Annotated in this window: 12 protein-coding genes and 1 pseudogene; 10 read left to right on the forward strand and 3 right to left on the reverse strand. The window is 51.0% G+C overall.

Annotated features, from left to right (window positions below):
- From BGL48_RS16210 to gloA, 6 genes and pseudogenes are all read left to right on the forward strand, one after another.
- Positions 1-378, forward strand: a pseudogene (locus BGL48_RS16210) (electron transport complex subunit RsxC); the annotation flags it as partial.
- A gap of 5 nt (positions 379-383) precedes the next feature.
- On the forward strand, positions 384-1,463 hold the full coding sequence (gene rsxD / locus BGL48_RS07065; RefSeq protein ID WP_069362004.1) for an electron transport complex subunit RsxD: 1,080 nt from the start codon (positions 384-386) through the stop codon (positions 1,461-1,463).
- Positions 1,460-2,098, forward strand: a complete 639-nt coding sequence (gene rsxG / locus BGL48_RS07070) for an electron transport complex subunit RsxG (RefSeq protein WP_069362005.1) — start codon at positions 1,460-1,462, stop codon at positions 2,096-2,098. Before rsxD ends, rsxG begins: the two co-directional genes overlap by 4 nt.
- On the forward strand, positions 2,095-2,793 hold the full coding sequence (locus BGL48_RS07075) for an electron transport complex subunit E (protein WP_069362006.1): 699 nt from the start codon (positions 2,095-2,097) through the stop codon (positions 2,791-2,793). Before rsxG ends, BGL48_RS07075 begins: the two co-directional genes overlap by 4 nt.
- Positions 2,794-2,810: 17 nt before the next feature.
- Positions 2,811-3,452, forward strand: coding sequence for an endonuclease III (nth, locus tag BGL48_RS07080; RefSeq protein ID WP_046075309.1), 642 nt, complete (start codon positions 2,811-2,813; stop codon positions 3,450-3,452).
- 44 nt (positions 3,453-3,496) lie between these two features.
- Positions 3,497-3,913 (forward strand): lactoylglutathione lyase, encoded by a 417-nt coding sequence (gene gloA / locus BGL48_RS07085; RefSeq protein WP_046075308.1) that lies wholly within the window; start codon positions 3,497-3,499, stop codon positions 3,911-3,913.
- Between the two features lie 112 nt (positions 3,914-4,025).
- On the opposite strand, the gene motY is transcribed toward gloA, so the two are convergent.
- Entirely contained in the window at positions 4,026-4,934 is a 909-nt protein-coding gene (gene motY / locus BGL48_RS07090; RefSeq protein WP_083238474.1) for a flagellar protein MotY, read from the reverse strand.
- 209 nt (positions 4,935-5,143) lie between these two features.
- Here motY and rnt point away from each other — a divergent pair, with 209 nt between their 5' ends.
- The 3 genes from rnt to BGL48_RS07105 all read left to right on the forward strand — a co-directional run bounded on the left by rnt (position 5,144) and on the right by BGL48_RS07105 (position 9,354).
- Complete coding sequence (rnt, locus tag BGL48_RS07095) at positions 5,144-5,812, forward strand: ribonuclease T (RefSeq protein ID WP_069362007.1); 669 nt, start codon at positions 5,144-5,146, stop codon at positions 5,810-5,812.
- A gap of 500 nt (positions 5,813-6,312) precedes the next feature.
- Positions 6,313-7,614: an outer membrane protein transport protein gene (locus BGL48_RS07100; RefSeq protein WP_069362008.1), complete on the forward strand. Its 1,302-nt coding sequence runs from the start codon at positions 6,313-6,315 to the stop codon at positions 7,612-7,614.
- Positions 7,615-8,031: 417 nt separating this feature from the next.
- Positions 8,032-9,354, forward strand: coding sequence for a Na+/H+ antiporter family protein (locus tag BGL48_RS07105; RefSeq protein ID WP_046075305.1), 1,323 nt, complete (start codon positions 8,032-8,034; stop codon positions 9,352-9,354).
- Between the two features lie 104 nt (positions 9,355-9,458).
- On the opposite strand, the gene grxD is transcribed toward BGL48_RS07105, so the two are convergent.
- On the reverse strand, positions 9,459-9,797 hold the full coding sequence (gene grxD / locus BGL48_RS07110; protein ID WP_069362009.1) for a Grx4 family monothiol glutaredoxin: 339 nt from the start codon (positions 9,795-9,797) through the stop codon (positions 9,459-9,461).
- A 282-nt stretch (positions 9,798-10,079) separates the two neighbouring features.
- Between grxD and sodB the strand changes: the two genes are divergently transcribed.
- Positions 10,080-10,664 carry a superoxide dismutase [Fe] gene (gene sodB, locus BGL48_RS07115; RefSeq protein WP_069362010.1) on the forward strand — a complete coding sequence of 195 codons (585 nt, stop codon included), beginning with the start codon at positions 10,080-10,082 and terminating at the stop codon, positions 10,662-10,664.
- Positions 10,665-10,814: 150 nt separating this feature from the next.
- Here sodB and asd read toward each other — a convergent pair whose 3' ends face one another.
- Positions 10,815-11,936 carry an aspartate-semialdehyde dehydrogenase gene (gene asd, locus BGL48_RS07120; RefSeq protein WP_069362069.1) on the reverse strand — a complete coding sequence of 374 codons (1,122 nt, stop codon included), beginning with the start codon at positions 11,934-11,936 and terminating at the stop codon, positions 10,815-10,817.
- Positions 11,937-12,146: the final 210 nt, after the last annotated feature.

Genomic DNA, 12,146 nt, shown 5'->3' on the forward strand with positions numbered 1-12,146 from the left:
GACAAAAAAGCGGCTGTCGCCGCCGCCGTTGCCCGCGCCAAAGCGCGTAAAGCGGCGCAGCAAGGCGACACCAAGCCACAACCTGAGACGGCTGCCGATACGCCATCCGATGCTGCAGACACCGCGCCGGCAGCTGACGAGGCTAACGACAAAAAAGCCGCCGTCGCGGCCGCCGTTGCCCGTGCCAAAGCGCGTAAAGCGGCTCAGCAAGGCGATACCAAGGCACAACCTGAGACGGCTGCCGATACGCCATCCGATGCTGCAGACACCGCGCCGGCAGCTGACGAGGCTAACGACAAAAAAGCCGCTGTCGCCGCCGCGGTTGCCCGTGCCAAAGCACGTAAAGCGGCACAACAATCACAAGAAGATAAGGAATAACCCACGTGGCGTTTTTCATCGCAAGTTCACCACACGCCCACAACAAACGTTCCACCAGCCATCTTATGCTGACGGTGCTCCTCTGTGCCCTACCCGGTTTGGCCGCACAGTGGTATTTCTTCGGCTGGGGCGTGCTGGTTCAATTAACCTTGGCAGTTATCACGGCATGGTCAACCGAAGCGCTGGTGATGCGGCTACGACGTCGCCCCGTAATGGCTTACCTGCGTGACAACAGTGCCCTCCTCACCGCGTTTTTGTTGGCGGTCGCGATCCCGCCGATGGCACCTTGGTGGGTGATCGTCATAGGTACCGCGTTTTCGATTATTGTTGCCAAGCATATCTACGGCGGATTAGGACAGAACCTCTTCAATCCTGCCATGGTTGGCTATGTGGTACTGCTCATCGCTTTTCCAGTGCAAATGACCACCTGGTTACCACCGGAGAGTCTCGCCACCCATAGCTTGACCATTGCCGATACGCTCGCGGCAATTTTTGGCGGCTATACCTTAGATGGCTTTAGCGTCAACCAATTGCGTATGACCGTGGATGGTGCCACCATGGCAACGCCTCTGGATACCATAAAAACCGCACTGGCCGGCGGCCAAACTGTGAGTGAAGCCTTGCAGCAGCCCATTTTCTCAGCGCTAGGCGGTAAAGGTTGGGCGTGGGTCAACACGCTTTATCTCCTCGGCGGTTTGGTGCTGATCCAACGTGGCATTATCAATTGGCATATTCCGGTCGCGGTACTCGCCGCCTTACTTGCATGCTCATTGCTCGGCCACCTAATCGCACCGGATCAACTCGCCTCGCCTCTGATCCATTTGTTATCCGGTGCCACCATGCTCGGGGCATTTTTTATCGCCACCGATCCGGTTTCTGCTTCCACGACCGACCGTGGCCGCTTATGGTTTGGGGGCCTGATTGGCGTATTGGTCTATTTAATCCGTACGTGGGGCGGCTACCCTGATGGGATCGCATTTGCGGTGATCATTGCCAACTTGTGCGTCCCTTTGATTGATTATTACACCAAGCCAAGAACGTATGGGCATGCCACAAACCGTGCAGAGAAGAAGTCAAAATCATGATTGAGACCATAAAAAAACATGGGGGCATTCTCGCAATCGCTGCCCTCTTGTCGACAGCACTGGTTGCGGTCACTCACGCACTGACCGAAGACACCATTAAAGAGCAGCAGCAAATTCAATTATCAAAGGCGCTCAATCAGGTGATCCCTGAAGACAGGCACGATAATGCACTGCATCAAAGCTGTCGCCTTGTCGAAAATAAGGACGCCTTGGGGACCGATGACGCGCTGCCTTTTTATGTTGCTACCCTAGGCGGTGAGGTCAGCGCCGTTGCCATCCAAGCCATCGCCCCTAATGGCTACAATGGTGCTATCAAGGTCTTGATCGGTATGGACGCGACTAGTCACCAGGTGCTGGGCGTAAGGGTTCTCGAGCATAACGAAACCCCGGGGCTGGGTGATAAAGTGAGCTTGCGGGTGTCAGATTGGATCCATAGCTTTAGCGGCAAAACCGTCACCAGTGAGGATGATGCGCGCTGGGCGGTGAAAAAAGACGGCGGGCAGTTTGATCAGTTTACCGGTGCCACCATTACCCCGCGCGCGGTTGTCGGCGCCGTCAAAAAGGCGGCTTGGTTTGTGAGTCAACGCCAAGAAGCGCTGATCAACCAACCAGTTAATTGCGGAGGAGCGTCATGAATAGCGCCCACAAAGAGCTAATGAAAAATGGCTTGTGGAGTAATAACCCAGCGTTTGTGCAGTTATTGGGGCTGTGTCCACTATTGGCGGTATCCGCTACCGTCACCAATGCACTTGGCCTAGGAATCGCTACCTTGGCCGTACTCGTTGGCTCTAATTTAATTGTGTCACTGATCCGAGACTGGGTACCTAAAGAGGTACGGATTCCTATTTTCGTGATGGTGATTGCTTCACTGGTGACCTGCGTGCAACTGGTCATGAATGCGTATGCTTACGGCCTTTATCAATCACTGGGGATTTTTATCCCCTTGATTGTCACCAACTGTATTATCATCGGCCGTGCCGAAGCCTTTGCCTCCAAAAATCCTGTTGGCTTGTCAGTGAGCGATGGTTTTTGGATGGGCACCGGCATGACAGCAGCCTTGGTGGTACTCGGCGCTATTCGCGAAATCATCGGCAATGGCACCTTGTTTGATGGCGCCGACCTCTTGCTCGGTGATTGGGCTGCCGCACTGCGGATTGAAATTTTTCAATTCGACACCAAGTTTCTACTAGCGATATTGCCACCAGGCGCGTTTCTCGCGGTCGGCTTTCTGATCGCGTTGAAGAACATCATTGATACACACCTTGCCAGTAAAACAGAAAAAGACGACAAGCCAGTGATTGAGCGCGCGCGTGTGACGGGTAATCAATGATCGACAGGATAGGATAAATGAATAAAGAAAAACGACGGCAAATTCTGGAACGCCTGCGCGATAACAACCCAAACCCGCAAACGGAACTCAATTGGTCAACCCCTTTCGAGTTGCTAATCGCGGTGTTACTGTCTGCGCAAGCAACCGATGTGAGTGTCAATAAAGCCACCGATAAGCTGTATCCAGTGGCCAATACGCCCGAAGGGCTACTGGCATTGGGCGTGGATGGGGTGAAGTCCTATATCAAAAATATTGGCCTGTTTAATTCCAAAGCCGAGAACGTGATTAAAACTTGCCGCGCCTTGATTGAACAACACCATGGCGAGGTACCAGAAAGTAGAGAGGCGCTAGAAGCCCTGCCCGGCGTGGGACGCAAAACCGCCAATGTGGTACTCAACACCGCGTTTGGTTGGCCCACCATCGCTGTCGATACCCACATTTTTCGCGTGTCCAATCGTACCAAGTTCGCAATGGGTAAAAACGTCAATGACGTAGAAGAAAAACTGATCAAGGTGGTGCCGAAAGAATTTAAGGTCGATGTGCACCACTGGCTAATTCTGCATGGACGCTATACCTGCCTCGCACGAAAACCTCGCTGTGGCAGTTGCATCATTGAAGATTTATGTGAGTACAAAGAAAAAGTTTATCCAGATAGCTAACGCCATCGAGGGCGAGCACTGGCAAGCAAAAAAGGAGCAACGTCATGTCAAACGGCAGAATTCTACACACCATGATCCGCGTCGGTGATCTAGACCGTGCTATCAAGTTTTACACCGAAGTGATGGGAATGCGTTTGTTACGCACCAATGAAAATGAGCAGTATAAATATAGCCTCGCGTTTGTCGGCTATAGCGACGAATCAGAAGGTGCCGTGATTGAGCTGACCTATAACTGGGGTGAAAGCGAGTACGATCACGGTAACGCCTTTGGCCATATCGCCATTGGGGTCGATGATGTTTACGCAACTTGCGATCAAATCCGCCAAGCGGGTGGCAACATCACCCGTGAGCCAGGCCCAGTCAAAGGCGGTAGTACTGAAATCGCCTTCGTGACTGACCCTGATGGCTACAAATTGGAGCTTATCCAAAACAAAAGTGCCTCTGCGGGGCTGAACGGCTAACACAGCAAGACACGTCACAAAAATAAGCCCGGCATTCGATGCCGGGCTTTTTCGTGCTGTCTATGTTGTATCGGAGGCATACACTGTCTGTGATAACCTCTGTGGCTGTCGCCTATAACAAGGTTCTTCCTAACGAAATCACCACACGGCGGTTTTTACTGCGCCCAATTGGGTCGTCGTTGTCAGCAATCGGACGGCGTTCGCCATAAGCCTCAACGGTAATCCGATCTTCAGGTAAGCCCAGCGAGGTAAAGTAGTCGCGCAATTTCTTCGCCCGCCGCTCTGACATTTGCTGGTTGGCTTCGCGGGTGCCTCGTGCATCTGAATAGGTCGCCACTAACACCAAATCGATATCGTCGCTGTAACGAACAAACTCGGCTATCTGCGTGAGTCGCTGGCGGCTGGCTTTGGTCAACTCATCACTATTTTCTTGGTAGCGCAACACCGTAAAAGAAATATCCTCAAACGCATAAGGCAAAAGCTTATTCAGACATCGGCTGAATTCATTATATGGCGAGCCAAATGCTACCGCCGACAACGCCACATCTACCTGCTGCCGCTGACGCCGCCAATCTTTAAAGCTAAACGTAGGGAAGCGACCTGCCTCTAACTCACTCAGCATCGCCCAAGCCGTTTGACCGCCCACAAAACCATTAAATTGCTTGAAAAATTTGAGCTGGTCCATATAACGTGCCGGCTCCCCGGGCATCCAGTCAGCGGGCATGGAAAGCAGCGACACCTGCGCGGTCTCACCCATGGGCCGCTGCATATCGAGCGAGAAATCGAGATTCATGTCTTTGCTCGCCCGCGACGTAAACGAGGCCTGCCCGTACCCTGGCACGTCATGCTCTAGCCGGCACTCGATTGGCGTATCAATCGTCACTGTCCAGTTTGACTCCCCCAAGGATGCCACGTACTGCTTGTTGGCAGACGCTTGGTTGGGCAGAAGCAGACCAACACATGACAACACCACCGCTGAGGTAAAGCGCCATTTTATTAAATCAACAGGACAAAACGCCATTACAGACTCCGTACGTCGCGTGATTCTGTCTTCACGCACAGTTTACTGCTTGCAAGGTTGCGTACGTCACCGCTAGGACAGTGACCGAAACATGACTAAGACACAAACAAATGATTATAAAGTTATCGACGCGTGACACGCCGACTTTAGCTTAACGCCACTATTTGCGATAATCACGCTTTTCTTATTGTTAGTAAAGTGACATCAGCATGAGCCAAGCAAGTGATCCAAACAGTCTCAAAGCCCGATTCCGTGGTTATTTCCCTGTCGTTGTCGACGTTGAGACAGCCGGCTTCAATGCCCAAACCGATGCACTGCTAGAAATATGTGCCGTGACACTAAAAATGGATGAGCAGGGCTGGCTAATGCCAGACAAAAAGCTGCACTTTCATGTCACCCCTTTTGAAGGCGCTAACCTCGAGCCAGCCGCTCTAGAGTTCACCGGCATCCGTGACCCTTATAGCCCACTACGTGGCGCGGTTGATGAGGGCGAGGCCTTGCGGGAAATCTTCAAGCTGATCCGTAAAGAGCAAAAAGCAGCGGAATGCCAACGCACCATTATGGTCGCTCACAATGCCAACTTCGATCATAGCTTTGTGATGGCCGCCGCCGAGCGTGCCAAGCTCAAGCGTAACCCGTTCCACCCTTTCGCCACCTTTGATACCGCCGCCCTGAGTGGACTGGCGCTCGGGCAAACGGTATTGGCGAAAGCCTGCCAAACGGCGCAGATCCCGTTCGATAATAAAGAGGCGCATAGTGCACTCTATGATACCGAGCGCACCGCTGAGCTATTCTGTGAAATCGTCAATCGTTGGAAACGTTTAGGCGGTTGGCCACTTCCCTCCACCTCGGAGAGCACAGCGTCCCCCTCTACCTAATCACGCTGATGTAAAGACCACATGCGCGCAGCCAGGTCGGCAACAACGCAACCTTTGCGTTGCGACCGACCCTGGTTGATTGACGCCAAACGTATTCACAAACCACAAAAAGTTCCGCTTAGACTTGTTAACAATTTGTTTGCGGTCACATTTTTGTGATCTTCTTTTGACCTTTATTTGGCGATCAGACTAACCACTATTAAACAGACACGTAAGGAGTGAGCGACAAAATAAAAATGTAAAAATCACGTTAAATAGGGGTTGAGCATAGTTATTAGGCAAATAGAGTTTTTACTTAAAACAGCCGATAGAAACATTGCTAGCCTAACCAGGTGAAATATTGTGTTACCCGTTTTGAAACCAACCTTTAACAAACGTGAAATTGGTGCCACTATTGAACCGGTAGAACATCCGACCACTTCTCACGCCCACGTAAGATGGGCACTGAAGCGGCGGCCCCAAAGAACAAGAAGCTTATTAACAAAGGAGTGAGGCGCGTTATGTCATCACTATTTAAGAAATCGCTAGTGGCAACCAGTTTATCTTTGTTAGCCGTGCAAGCACACAGTGCCGGCTTCCAAGTATCAGAAACCTCGGTATCCGGTTTGGGGCGTGCTTTTGCCGGTGAAGCCGCTATCGCAGATAATGCCGCAGTGGGCGCACGCAACGCCGCTGCCCTAACCCGTTTTAACACCACCGCGTTCTCGGGCGGCTTAAGCATCATTGACCCAGATGTGCATGCGGATGTGGAGGCAACTTCACCACTCACAACGGACGCAAAAGATATTGCTCCGACTGAGTATGTACCTAACATCCATATCATTCAGCCGATTGATGATAAATTAGCGGTGGGTTTCTCTGCCTTCTCCAATTTTGGCCTATCAACCGACTATCCGAAAGATTTTCATGCCGGTTCCATTGCGGGGTCAACCGAACTCGTGACCATGAATTTCAATCCTAATATTGCCTACAAGCTTAATGATCAGTGGAGCATCGGTGCCGGTATCAGTGCTATTTATGCCGATGCAGAACTTAAGCGTCAGAAAGGGGCTCTCAGCTTACAAAATCCGCCTAATGGTTTGGGAGGTAATGCCAGTGATCAAGTAGCAAAGCTAACCGGCGATGGTTGGGGATTCGGCTGGAATCTTGGCTTGCTGTGGGAAATTAATGAAGATAACCGATTCGGTTTAACTTACCGTTCGCAAACAGACGTGACGCTTGATGGCAAGTTTACAGATGGCTTACCTGCACTGGCGGGTGGTCCAACTGGAGGAGGCCCTGGGACTGAAGTGGATGGTGAGTTGGAACTTAATTTACCTGAAATCATCGAGTTCTCTGGCTTTCATCAGTTAAACCAACAACTCGCAGTTCATTATAGTGCCATGTACACTGGTTGGGATAGCCTAAAAGAGCTGAAAGCAACGGGTTCAGGGTGCTCTGCCAATAACAATGTATGTTTCCAAAAAGAAGAAGACTGGGACAACAGCTGGCGTTATGCGCTGGGTGCCACCTACACCATGGATGAGCAATGGGCGTTCCGCGCCGGTTATGCCTATGATGAAAGTCCAGTACCTGCAGAAAAACGTACGCTAAGCATTCCTGACTCAGACCGTCACTGGTGGAGCTTAGGCACAACCTATACGGCGAACGAAAATCTGTCGGTTGACCTCGGTTTCGCTTACTTAGACGGTGATCAAGTTGATGGTACGGAAGCACTAACTAGTACGACCTCATCTGATACTGATTTCTCAGCTGGCGGCGATGCTTATATCTATGGTTTGCAGCTGAACTACTTGTTCTAAGCCCTGCAACTTAGCCATCACCCAACAAGTCGGCCTACATAGGCCGGCTTTTTTCGATCTATGTTCTGCCCTGAATGACATTAGAAGCGATTGCTGGCCGCTAAGCAGGCCCTCCGCGCCAAGGACGGCGCGGCGGAGCCCCCAGGGATGGGTTCACGGTGTGCCTGCGAGTGGCCTGCAATTGCTCCCCCACACCACTGCTCTTCACACCACTAGCATTTGCAGCCGTCCCTTTTTGCCTACTTTACTGGTCGCGAATTGCAGCAACGCTGACAAGCATGAAAGAAAGTAACCAAAAAAAACCGATTACCCCTCGACACGGACAAAATTTTGCGCAAACTGGGTAGCTTAATTACAAAACCATAGATAATCCCTGCAGTGAAGCTGCAGTCACCACACCCATAACAGGAATGTTTAATGAACCCGGTAGTCATTTCAGTCTGCGTCATGCTGGCATTGGCGCTTATGCGTGTAAATGTCGTTGTCGCGCTCACGTTCAGCGCCGTCCTTGGTGGCTTGGTCGGTGGTCTTAGTATTTCCGACACCATTAGTGCCTTTGAGGGCGGACTGGGTGGCGGCGCCACCATTGCCCTGAGCTATGCGATGCTCGGCACCTTTGCGGTCGCTATCAGCCGTTCTGGGATCACGGATGTGCTTGCGCACTCGGTGATCCGCAAGTTAAACGCGCGTCCCACCGATGCCAATACCGCCACCTTTAAATACGTTGTTTTAGTCCTATTAGGCCTGTTAGCGATTTCGTCGCAAAACGCAATCCCGGTCCACATTGCCTTTATTCCCATTGTGATCCCCCCTCTATTGCATGTGTTCCAACGCTTAAAGCTCGACCGTCGATTGGTCGCCTGTGTACTCACCTTTGGCTTAATCATGCCGTATATGGTGTTACCGGTCGGTTTTGGCGGCATCTTTTTGAACAACATTTTGCTCAAAAACCTCAATGACAATGGTCTCGATGTGGTCGCAAGCCAAGTCCCTACCGCGATGTTATTGCCTGCGGCGGGTATGGTCGTTGGCCTGTTGATCGCCACCTTTATCAGCTACCGTCAGCCTCGCCAATACAGTGAAAAAGACGTACTCAGCGCTGAGCCGGAAAACCAAGGCATTCAATCGCGCAACTTGTGGGTCGCCGCGATTGCGATTGTTGCCGCGCTAAGTGTTCAGCTGATGGCCGGCTCAATGATTGTGGGCTCGTTGGCTGGCTTTATGGTGTTTACCTTTGGTGGCGTGATCCGCTGGAAAGACACCCAAGATGTGTTTACCAAAGGCGTGCACATGATGGCGATGATTGGCTTTATCATGATCACCGCCGCGGGCTTTGCCGCCGTCATGAAAGCGACAGGGGGTGTCGAATCCTTGGTCGCGTCCCTGTCTGGCTCCATTGGTGAGAATAAGCCACTGGCGGCTTTTCTAATGTTGGTGGTGGGTCTACTGGTCACCATGGGGATTGGCTCGTCCTTCTCGACCATTCCCATTATCGCGACGATTTACGTGCCCCTCTCACTGGCATTTGGTTTTTCACCGATGGCAACAATTGCGTTGGTAGGCACGGCAGCCGCGTTGGGCGACGCAGGCTCGCCGGCGTCAGACTCTACCTTGGGCCCCACGTCCGGACTGAATGCCGACGGTCAGCACGAACATATTTGGGATACGGTCGTCCCCACCTTTATTCATTACAATTTGCCATTAATTGCGTTTGGCTGGCTCGCGGCCATGGTGCTCTAAGCGGGGGCGCCAACAAACGTAACGCGCAATTTCACGCACCGATGAATACAAAAAGCCACGTCCAAGACGTGGCTTTTTCAAGGCCTGTCACATCAGTAACCGCGTTATTCGTTTTCGCTCGCATCACGGCGCTCGGCCGCTTCTTTGACCAGTGGCTGTAGCTCACCTTTTTGGAACATTTCCAGAATGATGTCACAACCACCGACTAATTCACCATCAACCCAAAGTTGTGGAAAGGTTGGCCACTGCGCATATACAGGCAGCTCTGCGCGAATATCTGGGTTTTGTAATACATCCACGTATGCAAACTTTTCACCACACGACATAAGCGCTTGAGAGGCTTGTGACGAAAAACCACAGCTTGGCAGTTTTGGCGACCCTTTCATGTAAAGCAGAATCGCATTTTCTTCGATTTGCTGCTTGATTTTGTCCGTTGTTTCCATTGCTTCCTCGAACACTGTCTGTGAATCTTGTCTTGATTCTACTGGTTAACAAGCCGGAAAAAAATGCCTAAATCTTTTGTGGGATTAGGCATAAAAATTTTACCGCGATCCTTTTAATAAAGTAAAAACTTGCTAAACTACACTGAGCAAAACGAAAATAGTAGCCACAACCGATGCTTAGGTGATGGGTGGTTCATGTGATCATTGATGACAAACCACACTCTTGAGCGCCGGTGATGGACTACAGGAAGCACTCTCACGATAAAAACGGAGATATAAGCAATGTCATTCCAACTACCAGAACTCCCGTTCGCAAAAGATGCACTAGAACCACATATCTCAAAAGAAACCTTGGACTATCACTACGACAAGCACCACAACACCTATGTCGTGAAGCTTAATGGTCTGATTGAAGGGACTGATTTTGAAGGTAAGTCACTCGAAGAGATCATCAAAAACTCTTCAGGCGGCGTATTCAACAATGCCGCGCAAGTGTGGAACCACACCTTCTACTGGCACTGCCTAAGCCCTAACGGTGGCGGCGAGCCTACTGGTGACGTTGCAGACGCAATCACGAAAGCCTTTGGCTCTTTTGACGAGTTTAAAACGCAATTCACCAACGCAGCAGTCACCAACTTCGGCTCTGGCTGGACGTGGCTGGTGAAAAAAGCAGATGGTTCAGTGGCGATCGTCAACACATCAAACGCTGAAACCCCACTGACTCACGACGGTGAAACACCACTACTGACTGTGGACGTTTGGGAGCACGCTTACTACATCGATTATCGCAACGTGCGTCCAGACTATCTGGCTGCCTTCTGGAAGCTGGTTAACTGGGACTTCGTGGCGAAAAACTTCGCAGGCTAAGTCAGCTTACGAAAAAGCTTGAAGCTAAGGAGGCGTCCATCGCCTCCTTTTTTATGCGCGCTTGAAACGCTAGGACTAAGCGATACAGAACGCCGGACACAAAAAAACCGCCAACGACGTTGGCGGCTTGCGGTGGTTATCGCTCAGTGATTAGTCTTGCGCTTTTTCCGACAAGATAATACGCAATGTACGACGCAGAGGCTCTGCCGCGCCCCACAGCAGCTGGTCACCCACGGTAAAGGCATTGAGGAAATCGTCACCCATTGCCAGTTTACGTAAACGGCCCACAGGCACAGACATGGTGCCTGTCACTTTAGCCGGACTCAGATCCGTCATGGTGACATCCCGCTCATTAGGCACCACACTGACCCAGTCGTTATGTGATGCAATCATGTCTTCAATTTCATCCATTGGCACCGCTTTTTTCAGCTTAATGGTCAGTGCCTGACTGTGACAACGCATCGCCCCGACACGAACACACGTACCGTCGATAGGGATCGGATTGTGGTCTAGCCCTAAGATCTTATTAGTCTCCACCGAAGCTTTCCACTCTTCTTTGCTTTGACCATTGTCGCGCTTCACATCAATCCAAGGGATCAGTGAGCCGGCAAGCGGCACGCCAAAGTTGTCACTTGGGAAATCACCCGAGCGTAGGGTTTGCGCGACTTTGCGGTCAATGTCCAGAATAGAGGTAGCAGGGCTGGCCAAATCGGTATTAACGGCATCGTTGATCACACCCATTTGGCTGATCAATTCGCGCATATGCTTGGCGCCTGAGCCAGACGCAGCTTGGTACGTCTGGGCAGTCATCCACTCGACCAACCCGTTTTGGTACAAGCCGCCCAAGCCCATCAGCATTAAACTGACGGTACAGTTACCCCCCACAAAGGTACGCGTGCCTTGATGAATACCCGCTTGGATTTGTTTGAAGTTAATCGGATCCAAGGTGATGATACTATCATCTGCCATTCGTAGTGATGACGCCGCATCAATCCAATAGCCTTTCCAACCTGATTCACGCAGCTTTGCGTAAACATCGTTGGTGTAGTCTCCGCCTTGGCAGGTGATAATAGCATCGAGGGTTTTTAGCATCTCAATGTCGTAAGCATCTTTTAAGGTGCCCGCATCCTTACCGTAGTTCGGTGCGTCGATACCCACTTGAGAGGTACTAAAAAAGACAGGTTCGATATGGTCGAAATCTTTTTCTTCTACCATGCGCTGCATCAGCACCGATCCCACCATGCCGCGCCAGCCAACTAAACCTACTCGCATCATAATTTTCACACTCCATGTTGTGTGACCGTCGTATAAAGTTCGACAGTCAGTGAAAAAACGTTTTTGATACTAACACGTCTTTTCTCAGTCGTCAGGTTAGCCCCTTTTTCTGCTCAATTATCCACCATTTTTTAAACATTCCGTCACTGATCCCTTACTTGGTTTAACGTACATACGTCGAAAAACACTGCCCTCATACACATAAAA

The organism is Salinivibrio sp. SS3, from assembly GCF_001722105.1.
GTDB classification, from domain to species: domain Bacteria; phylum Pseudomonadota; class Gammaproteobacteria; order Enterobacterales; family Vibrionaceae; genus Salinivibrio; species Salinivibrio kushneri.